This window comes from Herbaspirillum rhizosphaerae (assembly GCF_046025915.1).
Classification (GTDB): Bacteria; Pseudomonadota; Gammaproteobacteria; order Burkholderiales; family Burkholderiaceae_D; genus Herbaspirillum; species Herbaspirillum rhizosphaerae_A.
In genome coordinates this window covers 88,738-112,177 of record NZ_JAQQFR010000011.1, presented here as the reverse complement: position 1 = coordinate 112,177, position 23,440 = coordinate 88,738, and the positions used below count along the sequence as shown (strand labels likewise).

19 protein-coding genes are annotated in these 23,440 nt (G+C 57.2%); 10 read left to right on the top strand and 9 right to left on the bottom strand.

The genetic code is table 11. The annotated features are described in order from the left end of the window. Positions 1-69: 69 nt before the first annotated feature. From argB to PQR63_RS17075, 3 genes are all read right to left on the bottom strand, one after another. A complete protein-coding gene (argB, locus tag PQR63_RS17085) occupies positions 70-969 on the bottom strand; it encodes an acetylglutamate kinase (RefSeq protein WP_094562391.1) in 900 nt (299 codons plus the stop codon). A gap of 150 nt (positions 970-1,119) precedes the next feature. Then, positions 1,120-1,926 carry an SPOR domain-containing protein gene (locus tag PQR63_RS17080; protein WP_408169191.1) on the bottom strand — a complete coding sequence of 269 codons (807 nt, stop codon included), beginning with the start codon at positions 1,924-1,926 and terminating at the stop codon, positions 1,120-1,122. Between the two features lie 46 nt (positions 1,927-1,972). After that, positions 1,973-2,734, bottom strand: a complete 762-nt coding sequence (locus tag PQR63_RS17075; protein ID WP_408169190.1) for a type III pantothenate kinase — start codon at positions 2,732-2,734, stop codon at positions 1,973-1,975. Between the two features lie 289 nt (positions 2,735-3,023). Between PQR63_RS17075 and PQR63_RS17070 the strand changes: the two genes are divergently transcribed. After that, the gene (locus PQR63_RS17070; RefSeq protein WP_408169189.1) at positions 3,024-5,417 is read left to right on the top strand and encodes a tetratricopeptide repeat protein; all 2,394 of its coding nucleotides are present in this window, start codon (positions 3,024-3,026) and stop codon (positions 5,415-5,417) included. A gap of 36 nt (positions 5,418-5,453) precedes the next feature. Here the strand turns inward: PQR63_RS17070 and PQR63_RS17065 are convergent, their stop codons facing one another. Continuing rightward, positions 5,454-6,335, bottom strand: coding sequence for a biotin--[acetyl-CoA-carboxylase] ligase (locus PQR63_RS17065; protein ID WP_408169188.1), 882 nt, complete (start codon positions 6,333-6,335; stop codon positions 5,454-5,456). A gap of 221 nt (positions 6,336-6,556) precedes the next feature. On the opposite strand from PQR63_RS17065, the gene PQR63_RS17060 reads away from it, so the two are divergent. The 4 genes from PQR63_RS17060 (at position 6,557) to PQR63_RS17045 (ending at position 10,128) form a co-directional block, all read left to right on the top strand. After that, on the top strand, positions 6,557-7,627 hold the full coding sequence (locus PQR63_RS17060; protein WP_408169311.1) for a VanZ family protein: 1,071 nt from the start codon (positions 6,557-6,559) through the stop codon (positions 7,625-7,627). Positions 7,628-7,682: 55 nt separating this feature from the next. Then, positions 7,683-8,021 carry a (2Fe-2S) ferredoxin domain-containing protein gene (locus PQR63_RS17055; RefSeq protein WP_050476350.1) on the top strand — a complete coding sequence of 113 codons (339 nt, stop codon included), beginning with the start codon at positions 7,683-7,685 and terminating at the stop codon, positions 8,019-8,021. Positions 8,022-8,052: 31 nt separating this feature from the next. Then, positions 8,053-8,688, top strand: a complete 636-nt coding sequence (locus PQR63_RS17050) for an alpha/beta hydrolase (protein ID WP_408169187.1) — start codon at positions 8,053-8,055, stop codon at positions 8,686-8,688. A gap of 279 nt (positions 8,689-8,967) precedes the next feature. After that, positions 8,968-10,128 carry a D-alanyl-D-alanine carboxypeptidase family protein gene (locus PQR63_RS17045; RefSeq protein WP_408169186.1) on the top strand — a complete coding sequence of 387 codons (1,161 nt, stop codon included), beginning with the start codon at positions 8,968-8,970 and terminating at the stop codon, positions 10,126-10,128. Positions 10,129-10,265: 137 nt separating this feature from the next. Here the strand turns inward: PQR63_RS17045 and ahpF are convergent, their stop codons facing one another. Both ahpF and ahpC read right to left on the bottom strand, forming a co-directional pair. Continuing rightward, positions 10,266-11,861 carry an alkyl hydroperoxide reductase subunit F gene (gene ahpF / locus PQR63_RS17040; protein WP_408169185.1) on the bottom strand — a complete coding sequence of 532 codons (1,596 nt, stop codon included), beginning with the start codon at positions 11,859-11,861 and terminating at the stop codon, positions 10,266-10,268. 270 nt (positions 11,862-12,131) lie between these two features. Continuing rightward, positions 12,132-12,695, bottom strand: a complete 564-nt coding sequence (gene ahpC, locus PQR63_RS17035; protein ID WP_050476347.1) for an alkyl hydroperoxide reductase subunit C — start codon at positions 12,693-12,695, stop codon at positions 12,132-12,134. 324 nt (positions 12,696-13,019) lie between these two features. On the opposite strand from ahpC, the gene PQR63_RS17030 reads away from it, so the two are divergent. After that, positions 13,020-13,460 carry an acyl-CoA thioesterase gene (locus tag PQR63_RS17030; RefSeq protein WP_408169184.1) on the top strand — a complete coding sequence of 147 codons (441 nt, stop codon included), beginning with the start codon at positions 13,020-13,022 and terminating at the stop codon, positions 13,458-13,460. Positions 13,461-13,525: 65 nt separating this feature from the next. Here the strand turns inward: PQR63_RS17030 and PQR63_RS17025 are convergent, their stop codons facing one another. Beyond that, entirely contained in the window at positions 13,526-15,394 is a 1,869-nt protein-coding gene (locus PQR63_RS17025) for a phosphoenolpyruvate carboxykinase (GTP) (protein ID WP_408169183.1), read from the bottom strand. A gap of 537 nt (positions 15,395-15,931) precedes the next feature. Further along, a complete protein-coding gene (locus tag PQR63_RS17020) occupies positions 15,932-16,816 on the bottom strand; it encodes a LysR family transcriptional regulator (protein WP_408169182.1) in 885 nt (294 codons plus the stop codon). A 203-nt stretch (positions 16,817-17,019) separates the two neighbouring features. Between PQR63_RS17020 and PQR63_RS17015 the strand changes: the two genes are divergently transcribed. Both PQR63_RS17015 and PQR63_RS17010 read left to right on the top strand, forming a co-directional pair. Then, on the top strand, positions 17,020-18,021 hold the full coding sequence (locus PQR63_RS17015; protein ID WP_408169181.1) for a zinc-dependent alcohol dehydrogenase family protein: 1,002 nt from the start codon (positions 17,020-17,022) through the stop codon (positions 18,019-18,021). 88 nt (positions 18,022-18,109) lie between these two features. Further along, positions 18,110-19,096 carry a D-2-hydroxyacid dehydrogenase family protein gene (locus tag PQR63_RS17010; RefSeq protein ID WP_408169180.1) on the top strand — a complete coding sequence of 329 codons (987 nt, stop codon included), beginning with the start codon at positions 18,110-18,112 and terminating at the stop codon, positions 19,094-19,096. Here PQR63_RS17010 and PQR63_RS17005 read toward each other — a convergent pair. Next, on the bottom strand, positions 19,074-19,829 hold the full coding sequence (locus tag PQR63_RS17005; RefSeq protein ID WP_408169179.1) for an L-asparaginase: 756 nt from the start codon (positions 19,827-19,829) through the stop codon (positions 19,074-19,076). The two genes, PQR63_RS17010 and PQR63_RS17005, sit on opposite strands and share 23 nt — an antisense overlap. A 348-nt stretch (positions 19,830-20,177) precedes the next feature. On the opposite strand from PQR63_RS17005, the gene PQR63_RS17000 reads away from it, so the two are divergent. Further along, a complete protein-coding gene (locus PQR63_RS17000; RefSeq protein WP_408169178.1) occupies positions 20,178-22,769 on the top strand; it encodes a chemotaxis protein CheW in 2,592 nt (863 codons plus the stop codon). Positions 22,770-22,842: 73 nt separating this feature from the next. Further along, positions 22,843-23,340, top strand: coding sequence for an asparaginase domain-containing protein (locus tag PQR63_RS16995; protein WP_408169177.1), 498 nt, complete (start codon positions 22,843-22,845; stop codon positions 23,338-23,340). Positions 23,341-23,440 lie beyond the last annotated feature (100 nt).

Below are 23,440 nucleotides of genomic sequence, written 5' to 3'. Positions count from 1 at the left end.
AATGATGGTGGGAAAATAAAAAAGGCGCTGCCGGTCTCCCGGAAGCGCCTTTTTTTGATAAGAAGGTAATCAGTGCGAGCGGATCATCGTACCGAATGCCTGCTCGGTCAGCACTTCCAGCAGTAGCGAGTGCTCGATGCGGCCGTCGATGATGTGAACCGTATTGACGCCCGACTTAGCAGCGTCCAGCGCCGACGAAATCTTCGGCAACATGCCACCGGAAATCGTGCCGTCTTCGAACATCTCATCGATTTCACGCGCCGACAAATCCGTCAGCAAATTGCCCTTCTTATCTTGCACGCCAGCAATATTGGTCATCATGATCAGCTTTTCGGCGTGCAGGATTTCTGCAATCTTGCCGGCGACCACATCGGCATTGATGTTGTAAGCCTGACCATCATCGCCGAAGCCGATCGGCGAAATGATCGGGATGAAAGCATCATCCTGCAAGGCCTTGACCACGGCTGGGTTGATTGCTTCGATCTCGCCGACGAAACCGATGTCGAGGAATTCCCCTGGATGTTCTTTGTCCGGCATACGCATCTTGTGTGCGCGGATCAGCCCGCCATCCTTGCCGGTCAGACCAACTGCCTGGCCGCCGTAGTGATTGATCAACATCACGATGTCTTGCTGCACTTCGCCGCCCAACACCCACTCAACGACTTCCATGGTTTCTTCGTCGGTGATGCGCATGCCTTGCACGAAGGTGCCTTGCTTGCCGATCTTCTTCAGCGCATTGTCGATTTGCGGACCGCCGCCGTGCACTACGACCGGATTCATGCCGACCAGCTTCAACAGAATCACGTCACGCGCAAAACCATGCTTCAGACGTTCTTCGGTCATGGCGTTGCCGCCGTATTTGACGACGATGGTCTTGCCGTGGAATTTGCGGATGTACGGCAAGGCTTCCGCCAGAATTTCGGCCTTGATTTGAGGGGCAACGTCGGTCAGATCGGTCAAGTCGGTCATAGCGCAAATCCTGAGCTGGGAAGAGATATTCGGAATGTCCGCGATTTTACATGGAAAGCGCGAAGCTATTGTTGCGGATGTTGTGTTTTATCGGCACTCATGCAAAATCGGCCTATGCCTTGCAAGCCACGCCCACCTTAGGAGGCAACCTTAACCCGTGCAGCTGCGCATTTCCTGATTCGGGAATTTTGCCTTCAGGCTATCCAGCGACGCCTTGGTCGCGGCATCAATACCGCGCCATTGGTAAGCCTGTCTGGTCGAAGTGACATTACGCGCCATGATGCGTGCGCTACGCACACCTTGTGGAATAAGTTGGCCGATGTAGGCTTTTGCCGCTTCCTCGGTCTTGAACACGCCCAGTGAAATTGCCCAGCGCAGTGCCGGATTGGTTTGCGACTCGGGAATCACGTAGAAATCCTGAATGCCGAGACGACGCAACTCCGCCGCCTTGCGGTCCGCACCGTCCTTGCCGTCTTGCGAAGGAATATAGACCATATGGCTGCCCGCTTCCTGCACACTCCGAGGCACCGCCTTGGCGGGCAGATGCAGGCTGGTCAGTTGCGCTTCAAATTTACGGGCCTCCACGGTATTGAAATTGCCGATCTCGGTGCAAGCGATCGTTTCTCCTTTGGGAGCAGGTTTCACCTCGGCCTTGAGATCCGTTTTTACGTCTGCTTTTGGTTCAGCCTGTGGAGCCGGCGCGGGCGCTGCAGGAGCATCGGCGGCAGGCTTGGCACTCTTGTCAGCCTCGGCCGCGGCAGCCTGCTCCGCTGCTCTCGCCGGTGTCACCAGCTTCTCGCTGTTGGGCGGCAAGATCGTCAGCGTCTCGGGTTGCAGCTGCTGCGCCATCCGCTTTGGCTCGTGACGTTCGGAGGCGGTCGCGCCCAGATAGCCGCGATTCACCGCAAACAACACGCCATTCGCAATCAGCAACAGCCAAAAAAACAATTTCAGCATAGAGAACGGTCAGCCCGGTTGATCAATTATCAAGAAAGAGAAAACCTCAGACGCTCGCTGCCACATGCAGCCCGATCAGCACGAGATTATCGACCTTTTCGCAAGGCATCGCCAGATACGACGCCAGCATAGCCCCCGCGCCGCCGGCCATCACGCACAGCACATTGCCCTGTTGCGCACGATGCCTGACGACCGCACGTTCAATGGCGCCCGTCTGCGCTGCGATACAGCCTGCAATGATGGCATCGGTGGTGTTGTCCGCAAACGGTGTGGCCACCTCGCTGATGCTGTGTATCTGCGGAAGCTGGGCGGTATTGAGCGCCAGCGACGTCGCCATGACACCAAACCCCGGCAAAATCATGCCGCCGATGAAGTCGCCAGCGGCGGTGACAGCATCCACGGTGGTCGCCGTACCGCAGGTCGCCACAATCAGCGCGCGATTCGAAAACAAGGCATGCGCACCGATGGCGGAGGCAAACCGGTCGCATCCCAGCTGTGCCGGATTTTTGTAAAGATTGCGCACGCCAGCCAATTGCGCTTGCGATGCAAACCACTCAATCGCCATCGCCTCACCAAATGCCATCCGGACACTGGATTCCAATGCTTCTTTCATCCCGGGACCGGCCACATTCGACACAATGACGCGCGTCACCGGCAGAACTTGCCAGGTTTTCGGCAGCGTACTCACGTCATCACGCGCTACCGATCCGACATGCAGCCAATGAACGGCAACGCCCAAAGACCAAGCATCGCGACTCGGGACGCCCCATTTAACGCGAGTATTGCCGGCATCGATCAATAACAACATGTGCTTGCTCGTCCTCGGTGACATGAAAGTGTTTGGCGTAACGGATATTTGTGACGGTATTTTTTTCGCCAAAGGGATTATCAGGCTTTTAATTTGACGAAACAAGAAATTTGCCATTCCGACATCGCAAGCCCGCTACCTAGGGACGCTCGTATGCTCGGCTATAATCGCGGCTGACTGCGTAGGCTGTGTCTGCGGTATCTTCGTGCGACGCTACCACTCTTCTTTCAGATCAGCTTGAGCTCCACTGATCACGGCATCGAAAATAACTTCAAACAATTCCTGGCAAATGAATTCTCAAATCAATGCGCTACTGGGGCAAGCCGTCCAGCACTTCGAACAAGGTAAGCTAGGCGAGGCAGAGCAACTGTTGCAGAAAGTCTTGCAACTACACGCCAAAAACTTCGACGCACTGCATATCCTTGGCGTCGTCAAAGGCATACAGAACGATAAGCAGGAAGCAATCAAATTGCTGAAGAAGGCTGTTTCCATTGATCCCGGCAACAATTTTGTGCACTTCAACCTGGCGAAGACATTATCGGAGGCCGGTAAAGAAGAAGAGTCGCTCCCGCATCACAAGAAGGCAACGCAACTTGCTCCTCAACATGCCGAGGCATGGCTCAACTATGGTCGTTCACTCAACAATCAGGGACGTTTCGAAGAAGCGCTGGCGTGCTATGAACACGCGCTATCTGTAAATCCATACTACGCGGACGCGTGGTCCAACTATGGCGCGACCTGCAATGCCATGGAGCGCTACGAAGACGCTTTGTCGGCCTACGACAAGGCATTGGCGATCACGCCCGAGCATGCCGAGTCATGGTCCAACAGCGGCGTGGCGCTGCAGGCACTGAAGCGCCATAGCCCAGCACTGGCGGCTTATCAAAAAGCGTTGGCGATCAATCCGGCGCTGACCGGCACCTGGATCAACTACGGCTTGCTGCTAATCCATGAGGATCGTCTGGAAGACGCGCTGGCGGCGTTCGACAATGTGCTCAGGCTAGCCCCCGACCATCTCGAAGCATGGTTGCAAAGCAGCGTTTGCTTTGTCCGACTCCATAGTTTTGAACATGCGCTGGCGGCACTGGAAAGCCTCATTTCGCTGGCGCCGGACCATGTGACGGCCTGGATAGACAAGGGCGTTGTGCAAGCCCGGCTAGGACAGCTTGAGCCCGCCTTGCAATCCTACCAACACGCGCTGCAGCTTGACGGCCAATCGGCGCAAGCCTTGTACAGCAAAGGCCTCAGCCTGCGCGATGCCGGACGGCACCAGGACGCACTACAAGCCTATTCGCAGGCGCGCGCGCTCAATCCGGCGCTCGAACAACTGCAGATAAACTGGCTGCGCAGCAAGATGCTGCTGTGCGACTGGCAAGGCGTAGAAGACGAGATGGAGGCACTGCGTGCAACGGTGCAGGCGCAAGAGCAGTCATTCGATCCATTTTTGTTTGTTACCTTGTCCGATGATCCGGTGTCGGAACGCCTATGCGCTGAACTTCATGCAACGCGCCAGCATCCCGATAAGCGCAGCGGCCTACAATGGCCGCCCGTCGAGCCTGGTAAAAAAATCAAAATCGGCTACTACTCTGCAGATTTTCACAACCACGCTACCACTTACCTGATGGCGGAGTTATTTGAAAAACACGACAGAGACGCTTTTGAACTGATTGGTTTTTCCTACGGCCCCGATATCTCGGATTACATGCGTCAGCGCGTCTCAGCCGCCATGGATAGCTTCATTGACGTAAGACATCAGAGCGATGCCGCAGTCGTTGCGATGTCGCGTGACCTAGGCATCGATATTGCAGTAGACCTGAAGGGCTACACGCGCGACTCGCGCATGGGGATTTTTTCCCACGGCGCAGCGCCGGTACAGGTCAGCTATCTGGGTTATCCCGGCACGCTGGGTGCACCTTATATCGACTACATCATCGGCGACAAGGTAACGACGCCCGATACCGCTGCCCCATACTACGTGGAACAAATCATCCGGCTTCCACATTCATATCAGATCAATGATCGCACTCGCTCCATCGCAGAACACGCCTTTACGCGACAGGAATTAGACTTGCCTGAAGATGCCTTTGTATTCGCCTGCTTTAACAGCAACTATAAGATCACGCCGCAAGTCTTCGGCATCTGGATGGCAATCCTAAACAAAGTCCCAGGCAGCGTGCTATGGCTTTTCAACGACAGCCCAGCCGTCAGCGATAACCTGCGCGCTGAAGCTGAAAAACGCGGCATTGCCGGCAACCGCCTCGTATTTGCACCGCATATGGAATTGGCGTCGCATCTTGCGCGCCATCGTCAGGCTGATTTGTTCCTCGATACGTATAACTACAATGCGCACACCACCGCGAGCGACGCACTATGGGCAGGGCTGCCAGTACTGACACGTCTCGGCAATACCTTTTCGAGCAGAGTCGCAGCGAGTTTGCTCAATGCCGTCGGCCTGCCAGAACTGATCACTACTTCGGTTGCGGAATATGAGGAGCTGGCGGTAGCGTTGGCAAGCGATCGCGAACGTCTTGCTTCGTATCGACAACGCCTGCTTGCCAATCGCCTGACCACGCCCTTGTTCGATAGCGGACTGTTTACGCGCCACATCGAAGATGCCTATCGCTACATGCACCAACGGCGCATTGCCGGTTTGCCGCCTGCGGCTTACGACGTTCCCGCATAAGTACAATCCAGCCCTGCGAGGAGCTGGATTGTACCTTTACTCCTGCAATCGTAGAGACACGTCACCAGCGACCACGGCAATGCGCCCGTTCGCGGTATCCATCAGGAAGCACCCCTTGTCGTCGACGCCGACGGCCGTGCCTTCGTGCACAACACGGTCGTTGTCGAGGATGCGCACAGCACGTCCGGCGTAGGCGTGCAGACGATTCCAGCGTGCAGCAAAAGCGGAAAAACCTTGCGCGTCGAATTCAGCCAATGCGTCAGACAAGGCACTCAGCAACAACGCCAGCAAACGCTCGCGGTCATGGCTCTGCAGCTCGGATACGTCCGCGACGGCGCGTCCAATCCGATCTTGCAAATCCTGTGGCATCGCCAGATTGACGCCAATCCCGATCACTGCCCAGGTAGACGCCTTTGCATTGGCGTCGGTCACTTTGTTTTGCGCGGTTTCGATCAGAATCCCTGCCAGCTTGGCGCCATCCCGCAATACGTCGTTCGGCCATTTCAGCTCGACTTTGATGCCGAAGACCACCAAGGCTTCGGCCAGTGCGACGCCGATCGCCAGCGGCAAGCCGATCAATGCCTGTACAGGACGCTGAAATTTCCACGCCAGCGAAAACGTCAATGCCGAGGTCGCCGTCGTATGCCAGGCGCGGCCTGCCCGGCCACGGCCTGCCGTCTGCGATTCGGCAACGAGCAAAGTCGGTGTCGCCAAGGTCGTCACGCGTGCGAGCAAATCGGCATTGGTCGAGCCGGTTTGTGCAACCACTTCAATCGCAACGGGCTTGGCGTGGTCGTTGCTCGACTCAGCGATCAATGCAGCAATGCGCTCAGCGGAAATAGTTGAAATGCTTGTCGTGGTCGTCACGGCGTTGGAAGAAAGAGAATCAGGAGAATCAGGAGAGTCGGCGGCGTACATAGGCAATATTGTAACGGTTGTCGAAGATGCAAGCGACGAAGAAATCGGGTACCCTCGCCAGCATGGACGCCTCGCACCGACCTCCACAATCTCCTCAGTCAGCCATTCAGCCAGCTACAGTAACGCCGGCAGCAGCTGCTGCTGCGCCCACTGCTGGCGTAACCGGAGCACGCCCCCTCAACAAGCCGGTGGCGTCGTCGTTCGCCCGGGTCAGTCTGCTGATGTATACACTGCTGATCGTGTATGCCAGCTGGTATCCGTTTACCGGCTGGCGCGACATGGGTCTGCAACCCTGGGACTATCTGTGGGCGCGCCTGCCGTATTACTGGACCGGCTTCGATCTGTGGACCAACATCGTCGGCTACGCGCCCTTCGGCGCTTTTACCGTATTTGCGCTGTACCCACGCATCCGCTCTTATTGGGCGGTGATTCTCAGCACCATTGCAGGTATCGCCCTGTCGGTCGTCATGGAAGGAGTGCAGACCTATCTGCCTACGCGCATTCCCTCCAATCTCGATCTCATTACCAATAGCTGCGGCACCTTGCTCGGAGCGCTGCTGGGCGCATGGACCGGCCGTTACTTCTTGCGCGAGAGCCGCTTGCTGGAGTTGCGCCGACGCTGGTTCTCACGCGAAGCCAGCCGCGGACTGGTGGTGATCGGGCTGTGGCCGCTGGCGCTGATCTATCCGCAGAATCACTTGTTCGGCCTCGGCCATCTGGTGCCGCCGCTGTCGAGCTTGTTGTCCGATTTGCTGGATACGCCGATCGATCTGGCGACCTGGTGGACCAATAGCGCGCAGTTGACGGCGGAGCAATATTGGCTCGCCGAAATCATCGTGACGGCATGCGGCCTGACCGGCGCGATACTGACCATGCTGCTGCTGCTGCGCAAGCAAGCGCCGCGCAACGCGCTGACGGCGTTCTATCTGCTCGCGGCCGTGTTTATCAAATCGCTGGCGTGCGCGCTCTTCTTCGCCCCGGAAAACGCCTTCGTCTGGCTTACACCGGGTGCTGCCGGCGGCATAATCATCGGCGGCCTGATGCTGGCCGGGCTGTCATTCGCCCCGCCTACCGCACAACGCCGCATTGCGGGACTGGCGTTGATCTTCAGTTTGCTGGCGACCAATGCGGTGCCGGCCAATCCCTATTTCGTATCGACGCTGCAGACCTGGGTGCAAGGCAAATTCCTGAATTTCGACGGCGCCGCGCAATTCCTTTCGGTGCTCTGGCCTTTCCTGGCGTTGTGGTTCTTGTATCACCCCGTGCATCGCAAGGCTGCCGCGCCAAAATAAGGTCCGGCCTCAAGGTGTATCATGCATGCTTTGGCCCATCCCACCGAGCATCAACATGGCAGATACCGCAGATACTCCAGAAAAACCGTTCTACGAACACCACGTCTTCTTTTGCCTGAATCAGCGTAAACCCGGCGAGCGCACCTGCTGCGCCGACAAGGGCGCGCAAGCCGCACAAGAGCATGCAAAGAAACGCATCAAGCAACTCGGCCTGGCCGGTGAAGGCAAAGTCCGCATCAACAAGGCCGGCTGCCTCGAACGCTGCGAAGAAGGCCCGGTCGTCGTGATCTATCCGCAAGGCACCTGGTACACCTTCGTCGACAACGAAGACATCGATGAAATCATCGACTCCCATATCGTCGGCGGCAAGATCGTCGATCGCCTGAAAATCTGAACGCCTTAATACGTACATTACGTCACACCCAATGAACGCCCAAACACAATCGTTCCTGATTCCCGGCGCAATCGGCCAGCTCGAATGCGCGCTGGATCTGCCTGATCCCGAGCAATTTGCTACACCGCGCGGCCTGGCGCTGGTCGCCCACCCACATCCGCTGTTCGGCGGCACCATGGACAATAAGGTCGCGCAGACGCTGGCCCGCTCTTTCCTCGCGCTCGGCTATGTGACGGTACGCATGAATTTCCGCGGCGTCGGCAAATCCGAAGGCGTGCATGATCACGGCCAGGGAGAAACCGACGACATGGCGCTGCTGCTCGTGCACATGCGCCAGCAATATCCGGAGTTGCCGCTGGCGCTGGGTGGCTTCTCATTCGGCACCTTCGTGCAAGCGCAACTGCAACAGCGTCTGATTGCAGAAGGCACGCCTGCCGAGCGCCTGGCACTGGTCGGTACCGCCGCCGGCAAGTGGCCGATGCCGGATGCGCCTGCCAATACCATTCTGATCCATGGTGAGCTGGATGACACGATTCCGCTCAGCGCCGTGCTTGACTGGGCGCGTCCGCAAGAACTGCCGGTGATCGTGATCCCGGGTTCGGATCACTTTTTTCACAGAAAATTGCAACATATCAAGAACCTGATAGTCCAAATGTGGCATCACTAATTCCTGTCCCATGCTCCTGCTGCGAGGCCGTGATCCGGCGCCGTACGGTGCTCGGAATCCTCGTGTACTAAAGTACACTCCGGTATCCTGCGCTCCGATCGGCACCGGCTGACGGCCTCTCGCTACGGATCATGAAACAGGAAGACACTGCAAGCAAACAGACGCCGTAAAGCCTTATTGTCAGGCTCGGCGTTTATAATCCCGGTGCGATGTTCACTCATCTCTTTTCAAACGACAGTCCCGCGAGCAGTCAGGCGGGACACATTTTTACACCTGAAGATGAAAAAACTACTCGCGGCTATTGCCGCAACCGCCCTGACCTTGTCGGTCACTTTCTCGGCAGCAAGTGCCCAGACCCTTCCACCTCCTGGCGTCGCCGCAAAATCATGGCTCCTGCTGGATGCCTCGAGCAACCAGATCATGGCCTCCCAAGACGCTGATACGCGCGTCGAGCCGGCATCTCTGGTCAAGCTGATGACGGCTTATCTGGCCTTCGCGGCGGTACGTGACAAGCGCCTCGACCTGAACCAGGAAATCAATGTTTCGGTCAATGCGTGGAAAGTCGATCCCAGCAGCTCTAAGATGTTCATCGAGCCGAACAAGCCGGTGTCGGTCAACAACCTGCTGTACGGCCTGATCTCGGTCTCCGGCAATGATGCTGCCGTGGCACTGTCCGAAGCCGTGTCCGGTACCACCGACGCCTTCGTCATCCTGATGAACCGCGAAGCGCAACGCCAGGGTCTGACCGGCACGCACTTCAGCAATCCGCATGGTTTGCCTAGCCCCGACACGTACACGACCGCACGCGATCTGGCGATCCTGTGCCGCAACCTGATCAACGACTTCCCTGAGTTTTATAAAACCTATTACTCGGTCAAAAAATTCACCTACAACAACATCACCCAGCCAAACCGCAATCGTCTGCTTTGGCTCGATCCGACCGTTGACGGCATGAAGACCGGCCACACGGAAAGCGCCGGTTACTCGCTGATCACCTCGGCCAAGCGTCCGGTCGCCAATGGCGAGCGCCGTCTGATCTCGGTGGTCATCGGCACCGTCTCCGATCAGGTTCGTACGCAAGAAAGCCAGAAGCTGCTCAACTGGGGCTTCCAGAACTTCGACGCTGTGAAGCTTTACAGCAAGGGCCAGGCAGTCGATACGCCCGACGTCTGGAAGGGTTCGCAAGGCAAGATCAAGATCGGTTTCATGCGCGATGTCTACGTAACGGTACCGAAGGGCACCGCTGACAAGATCAAGCCGCGTGTTGAACGTAACGATCCATTGATCGCGCCGATTTCCGAAAACGCCAAGGTCGGCACCCTGAAGATCATGATCGACGACAAGGTAGTTACCGAGTTGCCGCTGGTGGCACTGGAGTCTGTTGGTCCTGCGGGTATCTTCGGCCGCGCATGGGATTCGATGCGCCTGCTGTTCAAATAATCTCGCGACACAACTCTGCGCCGGAAAGTTTCGACGCAGAGTGAGCACAATAAAAAAGCCACCAGAGGTGGCTTTTTTACGTTTGGCTTACTGCTGAAACGACTACATCCATTTCTGTCAGCCTGCATCAAGCTGTATCAGGCTGCGACAGCTTCCTTCGCCGCAACCGGAGCTTCTTCTGGAGCCGAAGTGCGGATCAGGTGATCGAAGGCGCTCAGAGCCGCCTTGGAGCCTTCACCAACAGCGATCACGATCTGCTTGTACGGCACCGTTGTCACGTCGCCTGCTGCGAACACGCCAGGAATCGAAGTCTGACCCTTTGCATCGATTTCGATTTCGCCGTGCTTGGATAGAGCGACCGTACCCTTGAGCCATTCGGTGTTCGGCACCAGACCGATCTGGACGAAAACGCCTTCCAGTTCGACGTGCTTTACTTCACCGCTGACACGTTCCTTGTAGCTGATACCGTTAACCTTCTTGCCGTCACCGGTGATCTCGCTGGTTTGTGCCGAGGTCACGATAGTGACGTTCGGCAGACTCTTCAGCTTGCGCACCAGCACCGCATCGGCCTTCAATTCTGCAGCGAATTCCAGCAGCGTAACGTGGCTGACGATACCGGCCAGGTCGATTGCCGCTTCCACGCCGGAGTTGCCGCCGCCGATAACAGACACGCGCTTGCCCTTGAACAGCGGGCCGTCACAGTGCGGACAGTAAGCGACACCGTGGTTACGGTATTCGCGCTCGCCCGGCACGTTGACTTCGCGCCAGCGTGCACCGGTCGACAGGATCACGGTCTTGCCCTTGAGGACGCCGCCGTTGGCCAGCTTGACTTCGATCAGACCGTTACCCGGCACCAGTGCTTCGGCGCGTTGCGTGTTCATGATATCGACGTCGTAGCTACGGACGTGCTGTTCCAGCGCGGTGGCAAATTGCGGGCCTTCGGTTTCCTTGACGGAGACAAAGTTTTCAATTGCCAGCGTGTCCAGCACCTGGCCGCCGAAACGTTCTGCAACCACACCGGTGCGGATGCCTTTACGTGCTGCATAAATCGCAGCTGCTGCACCTGCCGGGCCACCGCCGACGATCAGCACGTCGTAGGCTTCCTTGCCACTCAGTTCTTCACCCTTGCGCGCTGCGGCGCCGGTGTCGAGCTTGGCGAGGATTTCTTCCACACCGGTACGGCCCTGGCCGAACACTTCACCGTTCATGTAGACGGTCGGCACGGCCATGATCTGGCGCTTCTCGACTTCGTCCTGGAACAGCGCGCCGTCCACCGTCACCGATCGGATGCGGGGGTTGATGATCGACATCACGTTCAGCGCCTGCACAACTTCCGGGCAGTTCTGGCAGGTCAGCGAAATATAGGTTTCAAAGGTGTAATCGCCATCCAGATTGCGAATTTGCTCAATCACCTTGTCGTCGAGTTTGATGGGGTGGCCGCCGACTTGCAGCAGCGCCAGCACCAGCGACGTAAATTCGTGGCCCATCGGGATACCGGCAAACTGCACGCTGATATCGGTACCGGGGCGATTCAATGAAAAGGACGGCTTGCGTACGGCATGATCGTTGCGTTCGACGAGCGTAATGCGCTCGGACAGCGTGACGATTTCCTGCAGCAGCTCCTGCAACTCACGAGACTTGGCGCCATCATCCAGCGACGCGACGATCTCGATAGGCTGCGTGACCTTTTCCAGGTAGGCTTTTAATTGGGCTTTGAGATTGGCATCCAACATGGTGATTTCCACTTTCCTCTGATGTGAGATTTCAATATTGTCCGGACTCCGCCGCTCGGCCTCGTGAGCTCTGCGGCGTTGCTTGCGCTGAATCCGGACGGGTGCTTCAGTTTTTGTTTCTGTACTTCTTATTTACTACGTTAAATCGTTGAGTAAGCGTAGCGAGCGGTTCGAGGTCGAGAAGAGAAGCGCAGCCGTACGGATGTACGGCGACGCATTGTTCTCACCTGCAGTCTTGAGATCGAATCGCGCAGTAGCTTAATCAGCGATTTAGATCTTGCCGACCAGATCGAGGGAAGGCTTCAGAGTTTCTGCGCCTTCAGTCCACTTTGCTGGGCAAACTTCACCTGGGTGCGAAGCAACGTATTGCGCTGCCTTGACCTTGCGCAGCAGTTCGGAAGCGTCGCGGCCGATTCCGTTGTCATGGATTTCCAGAACCTTGATCTGACCTTCTGGGTTGATCACGAATGTACCGCGCAGTGCCAGGCCTTCTTCTTCGATCAGGACTTCGAAGTTGCGAGCCAGTGTTGTTGTTGGGTCGCCGACCAGTGGGTATTGCACTTTCTTGATGGCATCCGATGTGTCGTGCCATGCCTTGTGCGCGAAATGGGTGTCGGTCGACACGCCGTAGATTTCGACGCCCATTTTTTGGAATTCAGCGTAGTTGTTGGCCAGATCTTCCAGTTCTGTCGGGCAGACGAAAGTAAAGTCAGCTGGGTAGAACACGAACACGGACCACTTGCCCTTCAGGCTTGCTTCGGTGATGTCGACGAATTTGCCGTCGTGGTAAGCAGTTGCTTTGAATGGCTTGATTGTCGTATTGATCAGGGACATTGCGTTTCCTTTACTTAGGGGTTGAAAGAGAGTGAAGAGATAGTAAAGCGCCTCTATATATTAATCAAATTTATTTGTTTAATACTTTCGATTGCATTTGACTATCGACATTCGTATGAAGCGGCATGCTACGTGTCACAAGGGATAAAACACATATGGGCACGAAGCCGTCAGAAACAACCAGCTATGCCCTCCCTGCTGCGCCGCCAAAGGCGATCGCTTACACTGCTGACTCACCGTTCAGTAGAAATCGGGAGACGAGCTTCGTTCCCGCCGCAATATTACTTCAGCACGGCAACATGTGTGTGACCAGCCCAAAACAAGATGACAACCAAACCGACCGCCTCCAACCGCGCCGACTATCCTCATTTTCATGTCCTTCAGACGCGCTGGATGGACAACGACGTCTACGGTCACGTCAACAATGTCGTCTACTACAGCTGGTTCGATACCGCAGTGAATCATTTCCTCATGGAAAAACAAGCGCTGACTATCCCCAACGGCGACGTCATCGGCCTGGTCATCGAGACGCATTGCAATTATTTTGCGCCGGTCAGCTTCCCGGACATGGTGCATGTCGGCGTGCGTGTGGCGAACATCGGCAACTCCAGCGTGCGTTATGAAGTAGGGATTTTTCGCGAGAACGATGTGACGGCGGCGGCACAGGGTCACTTCATCCACGTCTATGTGGATGCGGCAACACGCCGTCCTGTGAAAGTACCGGACCACATGCGCACCGTGCTGCAGACGATTTTGCGGGCATAAAAAAACGGCCACCGACATCGTCGGCAGCCGTTTTCCTTAACAGTATAGAGAACTTATCGGCGCGATCAGGCCGCCAATTTCTTCTCCAGTGCCACTTTCACTTCAACCAGTTCCTTGGGCAAGTTGTGCTTCAGCTTGTCGAACAACTCGGTGTGCAACTCAACTTCCTTGGCCCAGGCCGCCTTGTCGATCGAGGTGATCATGGCGAACTGTTCCGGCGTGAAGTCGATGCCGTCCCATTGCAGATCTTCGTAACGTGGCGACACGCCGAAGATGTGCGGCGTACCGCCGACGCGCACACCTTGCGGATCTTCGATGCGTTCCAGCATCCACTTCAGCACACGCATATTGTCACCAAAGCCAGGCCAGACGAACTTGCCGTCAGCATCGGTACGGAACCAGTTGACGCAATAGATCTTCGGCAGTTCGGCAGGCGACGCGGCGATCTTGCGACCCAGGTTCAGCCAGTGCTGGAAGTAATCGCTCATGTTGTAGCCGGCGAACGGCAGCATCGCGAACGGATCGCGGCGCACAACGCCTTGTTGGCCGACGGCAGCAGCAGTAGTTTCGGAGCCCATGGTCGCGGCCATGTAGACGCCTTCAACCCAGTTGCGCGCTTCGGTCACCAGCGGCACGGTGGTCGAGCGGCGGCCACCGAAGATGAAGGCCGAAATCGGCACGCCTGCCGGGTCATCCCATGCAGCGTCGATCACAGGGTTTTGTGTCGCGGCGACGGTGAAGCGCGCGTTCGGATGGGCAGCCTTGCGACCCGTTTCCTTGGCGATTTCCGGCGTCCAGTCCTTGCCTTGCCAGTCGACCAGATGCGCAGGCGGGACCGAAGTCATACCCTCCCACCAGACATCGCCGTCGTCGGTCAGCGCGACGTTGGTGAAGATGGTATTGGCGCGCAGCGACGCCATGCAGTTGAAGTTGGTCTTTTCGTTGGTGCCCGGGGCAACGCCGAAATAACCGGCTTCAGGATTGATCGCGTACAAGCGGCCGTCTTGACCTGGTTTGATCCAGGCGATGTCGTCGCCGATGGTAGTGACTTTCCAGCCGTCGAAGGACTTCGGCGGAATCAGCATCGCAAAGTTGGTCTTGCCGCACGCCGATGGGAAGGCTGCTGCGACGTAGTGCTTCTTACCTTCGGGCGATTCCACGCCGAGGATCAGCATGTGTTCTGCCAGCCAGCCCTGATCGCGGCCCATGGTCGACGCGATACGCAGCGCGAAGCATTTCTTGCCCAGCAGCGCGTTGCCGCCGTAGCCCGAACCGTAAGACCAGATTTCGCGGGTCTCTGGATAGTGGACGATGTACTTGGTGGCGTTGCACGGCCAGGCGACGTCTTTTTCACCAGCTTGCAATGGTGCGCCGACAGTGTGCACGCATGGGACGAAATCACCGTCGCTGCCCAGCACGTCATACACGGCCTTGCCCATGCGGGTCATGATGCGCATGTTCACGGCAACGTAAGGCGAATCCGACAACTCGACGCCGATGTGGGCGATCGGCGAACCCAGCGGGCCCATCGAAAACGGCACGACATACAAAGTACGGCCGCGCATGCTGCCGGCAAACAGACCATTCAAGGTCGTGCGCATTTCGGCAGGATCGGTCCAGTTGTTGGTCGGGCCGGCGTCTTCCTTGTTCTTGGAGCAGATGAAGGTGCGATCTTCCACGCGCGCTACGTCCGATGGATCGGAGCAAGCCAGGTAGCTGTTAGGACGCTTTTCCTGATTCAGCTTCTTCATGGTGCCGGCGGCGACCATTTCAGCGCACAGGCGGTCGTACTCTTCCTGCGAACCGTCGCACCAGCAGATGCTTTCCGGCTTGGTCAGCGCGGCGATCTCGGTAACCCAGTTGATCAGTTTTTGGTGTTTGACGAAAGCGGGGGCGTTCACTGCTGCGACGCCTTCCATGACAGGTTGATTCATAAACACTACCTCCAATGCCTAAAGTTAAATCGAATTCGTTGGCACGGCAGGATCGTCGTTGCATGCAGCCGGCGAGGCGGGTAGCGCCATCAGCCGGTGGTACGGCGGTCTTGTCGAATGCAGTCAGGTCATGACTGCGTGGCTGCTCGCGGAGTAGGCGAGCGGGCCGGGGGAGCCATGGTCTTCACTGAAACCGTTCACAAATTTGCTGCTGCAGATTGTTCCGCAGCCGCTGCTTTTATGAAAATCAGGCGGCGATTGTACACCCGCGCCCCGCTTAATTGTAGTGAAAAGTAACCGACTAATGTAGTAGGAAATACGCTTTTAACGCGATCGCGTTTTTTCATTACGAAGCAGTGCAGCAAAAGGGGTTACGCCGGAGTTCAGTGACGATTTTATCTGCCAAAGCCTTACTGAATGGACACCGCCGGTGTGTCAAAGTGCCACAGGACAAACGGCCGATTTGTTGTCAGTGTCTGACCGACATTGCTGTGCAGCAGCAAACAGAAAAATAACGCGAAGTGAAGAGAATGATGCTTAAAAGACACCAGCGACGAAATCAACGAAGGCCTTGATCTTCGCCGCTCGGTGATGCTTCTGCTGAAACAGCACCGACACGTCCGGCCCCGGCGCCAACCAGTCCTGCAACACCCGTACCAGCTCGCCGTTGCGCACTGGTGGAATCAGCGATACCGACATCTGTTGGACAAGTCCGCAACCCGCCTTGCCGGATTCGATCAGCGACTCCACATGATCCATCGCCAGCGCCCCTTGCGGGATATGCGTGTAGGTATCCTTGCCTTTGACAAATTGCCACGGCCGCACCATGCGCGACTTGGGATTGAGAAAGCCGAGACAGGCGAAATCAGCCAGCTCCTGCGGTGTCTTCGGCGCACCATGACACTCAAGAAAAGCCGGCGATGCGCACGTCATGAAACTGGTCTTGAAAATGGTCTTCGCAATCAGATTGGAGCTGGGCAGATCGCCGATGCGGATCACCACGTCGACGCCCTCTTCCACCATGTCGATCATACGGTCGCCGACGGTAATCTTCAGCGCAATATCCGGATACTGCGCAAGAAACTTGGGCAATGCCGGAGCAATGTACTGGCGACTGATGACGCTCGGCATATCGACACGCAAGGTGCCGGACGGCGTGGCATTGGACTGCATGAGCCCTTCTTCCAACTCGCTCATGTCACCAAGTAATTTTAGCGCCTGCTCATAGCATTGGCGCCCTTCCGCCGTCAGCGACATGCTGCGCGTAGTGCGGTTGAGCAGCTTGATGCGAAAGTGCGTCTCCAGTGCGGACACCTGATTCGTTACCGACGACGTGGAGATACCGAGCCGGTCGGCGGCGCGGCTGAAACCGCCCGCTTCCACCACGCTGCAAAACACTTTAAGGGCATCCAGTCGGTCCATGCGTTTCTCTCTTCGTTTTTCTCTTTTTTAATTGGTCGCTTCGTGTTTTGCGCGCTGTGCCAGGCCGCAATCGATTATCCACGTTTTCATCATTCTGTATTGCCGTCCGCCCCGTTTTTCTGCGCGCTTTCTCTCTCTAGACTGGCTCCATCGCTGAAGACCCACATCTCGGCGCCCAACCATCCCTCTTGAAAGGAAACATCATGAACACCACCACCATGCAAGCCGTCCTGCTCAATGCCAACGCCACTCCGCTGCAAATCACCGAAGTGACTCGTCCTGTCGCCGTCCCTGGCCAGGTATTGGTGCGCATCCGTGCCAGCGGCCTGAATCCGCTCGACGCCAAAATTCGCGCCGGCAAGGCCGGTCATGCCCAGGCGCAACTGCCCGCAGTCCTAGGCATCGACATGGCCGGCGTGGTCGAAGCCGTCGGCGCAGGTGTCACCGGCTTCAACATCGGCGACGAGGTCTATGGCATGACCGGCGGCGTCGGCAGCGTGCAAGGTTCGCTGGCGCAATTTGCCGCCGTCGACGCCGACCTGCTGGCGCACAAGCCATCCAACATCACCATGCGCGACGCCGCCGCTCTGCCGCTGATCTTCATCACCGCCTGGGAAGGCCTGGTTGACCGCGCGCACGTCCACGCCGGTCAAAAGGTGTTGGTGCATGGTGGCGCCGGCGGCGTCGGCCATATCGCCGTGCAGATCGCCATCGCCTTCGGCGCCGACGTCTATGCCACCGGCTCGGCCGAACAACGCGACATCATCACCGGCTATGGCGCCACCTTCATCGACTATCGCGCCACGACAGTGGAAGAATATGTGCAGCAATATACCGATGGTGAAGGTTTTGACATCGTCTACGACACCGTCGGCGGCGCCACGCTGGATGCATCCTTCCTCGCGGCACGCCGTTATCACGGCCACGTGGTTAGCTGTCTCGGCTGGGGCACGCATGCATTGGCACCCTTGTCGTTCCGCGCTGCGACTTACTCCGGCGTCTTTACGCTGATGCCGCTGCTGACCGGCGAGGGACGCGCACATCACGGCGAAATCATGGAAAAAGCCGCCAAACTGGTCGAAGCAGGCAAGATCGTCGTGCAGGTGGACGCACGCCGCTTCGGCTTTGATCAGGCTGATGCCGCTTATGACGTGATCGATGCCGGCGGCGCACGCGGCAAGCTGGTGATCGAAATCCCAGCCTGATCAGCTTTCATTGAAAGGCCGCGGCAAAAATCCGGCGGGCGCTTTATGATGTGGTTTTCCTCAACAGCGACCGCCCTCCGGAGACAATATGAAGATCGCCATTCTCGACGACTACCAGGACAGCGTCCGCCAGCTCGACTGCTTCAAGATGCTGGACGGACATGACGTCAAAGTGTTTACCAACAGCGTGCGCGGCACTGGGCAACTGGCCGCGCGCCTGACACCTTTCGACGCCGTGGTGTTGATTCGTGAACGCACGGTCTTCAACAAGGCGCTGCTGGAAAAATTGCCGGCGCTGAAACTGATTTCGCAAACCGGCAAAGTCAGCAGCCATGTCGATGTCGCTGCCGCTACCACGCAACGCATCGCCATCGTCGAAGGCGTCGGCGACCCGACCGCGCCATCCGAGCTGACCTGGGCGCTGATCATGGCCGCTGCGCGCCGCGTGCCGCAATACGCCGCCAACCTCAAAGCCGGTATCTGGCAACAAGTCTCCGCCGTACCGGAACACAATCCTCTCGGCGTCGCGCTCAAAGGCCGCACACTCGGCATCTGGGGCTACGGCAAGATCGGCCGCACGGTAGCCGGTTACGGCAAAGCCTTCGGCATGAAAGTGGTGGTGTGGGGTCGCGATGCAAGCCGTACCCAGGCGCAGCAAGATGGTTATACCGCCGCAGCGAGCAAGGAAGAATTTTTCGCGACCGCTGATTTTGTGTCAGTACATCTGCGCCTCAACGACGCCACGCGTGGCATCGTCACCGCAGCAGACCTGGCGCAGATGAAGCCGACCGCAACCTTCATCAACACCAGCCGTGCCGAGCTGGTGGCCGAGGGTGCACTGGAAGCAGCCCTGCGACAAGGCCGCCCGGGTTTCGCCGGGATCGATGTGTTCGAAACTGAACCGCTGCCGCAGGATTCACCGCTGCTACGCATGGATAACGTCGTGGCAACACCGCATCTCGGCTATGTTGAAAAAGACGGCTACGAGTTGTACTTCCGCGCTGCGTTTCAGAATATCGTCGACTTCGCCAACGGCACGCCGAAGAACGTCCTCAATCCTGAGGCGTTGGCTTGATGCGAACAGGCCTCGGCGGCGCATAGACCAGATGAGGCGCGTGCGACACTTTCCATAAATGCGCCCAGCCGGGCGGCCACGGCAGCGGCGGTCCGTCATAGGGAGCAACACCGCGACGCACGGCGATCACGGGCAGGTGTTCCGGCATCTGCCCCGTGTGATCCCAGCCCAGACTAAACGCGTAGTCGGGCAACAAAGCATCGCACACTGATGCAAACCAATCAGTGTGATCTTCATCTCTTCCCAGCGCTTGCGCCAGTCCATGCGGATCAAATTGCGCCAGCGCGCTGGCCAGATCCTGTGCGCTCGCGCCAGGCACATCGCCCCAGCCAAAAATCGGATTGAAGTTGTAGTCTGCACCCGAGCCATACCAGCCTTCGCGCCACGGACGTTCATTCCAGTGCCGCGGGCCGGCGAACAAATGCCAGCGCCAATGTAAACCGGATGGCTTGGGCCAGCTATATAAATACAAACGCTGATAACCGGCCGCATGCAACTCGCGCACCATCGCCATCAACCGTGCATGCGGCATCCGATCCGGCGGCGCACGGCGAAACAGGATAGGTGTGCCATCCGCATGCTGCACTTCATCCGATGACAGATTCAGATCGAGCGTACGCACCTCGCTGCCAAAGCGCGCAGATATCCACCCCGTCAATAAATTGACGGAGACGATAACGCCATAGCCGCGATGACGATGAAAGATGACGGTGCCGGGAGCGATCGGTTTCATATCCCCTCGATTTTATCCAACTATGAAAAATCTGACTGACAACGGTATGACTGTTGTGTGACGGCAGGTTGACTTAGGTGCTTTCCGTTTAATGAAATTCAACCGCACGCGACGAATTCATTCGCTAAACGCCTTTACAATTTCCTTGCGGAAATTTACAGAAGCCAGCCTGCATGCGGTTTTGGAGACCATCTTGTAGACAACATGAATGGTGTTTTGCCAATAAAATGCGTGGCACGCAATTTGCGTAATAACAACTGAGCACCGCCATCAACTCAGAAGATTCACCATAAAACATAAGCGCGGTGCGGATAGGTTCTTACGGACTTCTTCAATAAAAGGGACAACATGAGTGAACACGTAGCGATTCAAACCGAGACTTTCTTGCCGTATATGCGCGATGTGACGAAATGCGAACAGTCACTGCAGGAACTGAATCTGATGTGGCGTGTAATTGAAGCCTCGGCCAAAATGAATTGCCCTAGCGAAGCCAAGACGATCCTGCCAACCATGGCAGCAACGCGCACCGGTTTCAGCCGGCTTGAACGCGAGTTGGTAGTCAGCCTGGTTCAGGAAAAAGTCCGCAACGTGCTCACCGAAATCGGCACCAAAGCGCAATACGTGATCGACATCGTGGTCCGTAATCTGTTTGAACGGACAGCCGATGTCGGCTTCCTCGCCACTGATCGCGAACTGTGCAATTTTGTCGCCGGCATCACCGACAACACCGACGCGATTCGCTATCGCCTGCGCGAGTATCGCAACAAATATACCGTCTACGACGAGATCATGCTGCTCGATACTGAGGGCAATGTACTCGTACAAATCGACCCGGCCACGCCGCTGGAACACAGCGCCGACGCGCTCATCGGCGAGACGCTCAACTCGGATACTTATGTCGAGACCTTCCGCTTCAGCGACCTGCGTCCGGGCAAAGAGCGCGCGCTGATCTATTCGCGTCGCATGCAGCATCCCCAAACTGGTGCGGTGGTTGGCATCCTCTGTCTGTGCTTCCATTTCGAAGAAGAAATGTCCGGTATCTTCTCTTCACATCGCGACGCGGAATCACGCTCCAACATGCTGCTGCTCGACGCCGACAATCGCGTCATCGCCAGTGCCGACAAACTGTGGGTTCCGGTCGGCACCGAAGTGCCGGTCAACCGCGACGGCAACGCATCGCTGATGCTGTTCTGCGGTCGCGAATATCTGGTGCGTACGGTATCTTCCGATGGTTACCAAGGATATCCGGGCCCCATCGGCTGGCAAGGCCAGGTGATGATTCCGGTGGAAGTTGCATTCAGCGGTGTGATCAGCGACGCGCTGACCAAGCTGCCGTCCGACATCGCAGAGGGCTTGCTGTCGCATGCGGAATCTTTCTGCCCGCCGCTGTTCGACATCATGACTGCCGCCAAGACCATTCAACGCATCGTGTGGAACGGCCAGGTCATGACTGCCGGCCAACGTGGCGAAATGCTCAAGCTCAAGACCATCCTTGATCAGATCAGCGAGACCGGCAATCGTAGCAACGAGCTGTTCGCGCAATCGATCCACGATCTCTATCAGACCGTGCTGGTATCGGGCATGCGCGATGCTGAATTCACCACCAGCCTGCTGGTCGATCTGCTCGATCGCAATCTGTATGAGCGCTCCGACGATTGCCGCTGGTGGGCATTGACGCCAGAGCTGCGCACCGCGCTGGCGCAGCCGGAACAAGATCAGGCAACGGTAGAGAAGATGACCAACATCCTCACCTACATCAACGGTCTTTACACTGTGTACACGCGCATCTTCGTCTATGACCGCCATGGCCGCATCGTCGCCAGCACCGGTGATAACGCTGCGGCAATGATCGGCGCTCAGGTCGATGAAGATAGCCTCAATCAGGTGCTCTCGCTGCGTACGCAACAGCAGTATTACGTGAGTCCGTTTTCTGCGACGTCGCTGTACGATGGTAAGAACACGTACATTTACCATGCCGCGATTCGCGATCTCGACAACGAAGCGATCGTGGTCGGCGGCATTGGCATCGTATTCGACTCGACGCCGGAGTTTTCGAACATGCTGGCCAGCGGCATCACCGGCAAGAAGAAGATGACCGCCTTTTATATCGACCGCAACGCACGCATCATCTCGACGACAGATGACAAGCGTGCGGTCGGCGACATCCTCGACATCGATCCTGCGCTGCTGGCGATTTCCAACGGTGGTCGCGCGTCGCAAGTGACCATCCACGACAATGAATATGCAATCGTTGCCTGCTCGGTATCGAGCGGCTATCGTGAGTTCAAAGTCACAGACGGCTATCAGGAAGACATCATCGCGGTGGTGTTTGAATCTTTCGGCGCGGTGCAAGGCACCGGCTCGCAAACCGACAGCCGCCAATTCCTGCTCGATACGGATCCCGCCATCACCGACGGCAACGAATACGCGACCTTCTTCAGCGACAACAATCTGTTCGCCATCTCGGCGGCGCATGTTGTGGAAGCGGTGCCGTACAGCTCGGTACTGCCGACGTCCATGGGCACCCGTGTGGAACAAATCGGCGTGCTCGGTCTGCAACGCGACGACAACCGAAAAGAGTTTATCTGGGTCTTCGATCTGGGCCAGATGATGCGCGGCACGCGCTCGGCCGTCAGCGGCAGCAGCCAGGTCATGATCGTGCGCGAAGGCGAACACACCATCGGCCTGCTGGTCGACGAGTTGCACGCCGTACCGCAATTCAACCCGGGCCAGATCATGCACACGCCGTTCGCCTTACAAGGCGCCTCGATGCTGGTGACACAAGTCATCAAGGCCAATAACGGCCAGTTGCTGATCCAGGCCATTGATGTCGAACGTCTGTTTGCATTGCTGATCGACGGTCAGATCCCGATGCCGCCGGAAGTAGCTGAGCAAGCCGCGGAAAATACCAGCTCGACGCTGCAGCTCATGGCTGCCTGAGGTCGCTCGGTGCTGTCGCTGGCGAGATGTGGGGTATGATGATGAAGACCTGTTTTTCTGATTCGTCCCCATCATGACTTTACGCATCATCGCCACCGGCGGCACCTTCGACAAACACTACGACGAAATCGCCGGCCAGCTCAGCTTCGCCAACAGCCATCTGCCGGCAGTGATCGCACGCGCACGCCTGACCGTCCCCGCAACGCTGGAAGAACTGCCCCTGCTCGACTCGCTCGACATGCAAGACATCGACCGGCGCCGCGTACTCGCCTCATGCGACCGCTCCGAAGAAAACGCCATCGTCATCATCCACGGCACCGATACGATGCAAGACACGGCACGCGTATTGGGCGCGGCGCAACTGGCCAAGACGATCGTGCTGACCGGCGCCATGATCCCTTACGCGATCCAGGGCTCGGATGCGCAATTCAATTTCGGCTTTGCCTGTGGCGTCGCACAGGTGCTGACGCACGGCGTCTATGTGGCGATGAACGGCCGCGTCTTCCCTTGGGATCAGGTTCAAAAGAACCGAGTCGCCGGCGTGTTCGAACCTATCGAACCACAAGACTGATTCCGCTCTTCCACAAGCAAAAAAGCGAGGCCGAAGCCTCGCTTTTTTATTACTGCCTACTAATTACTACCTACTACTTACTACTCACAGCACAAACAAC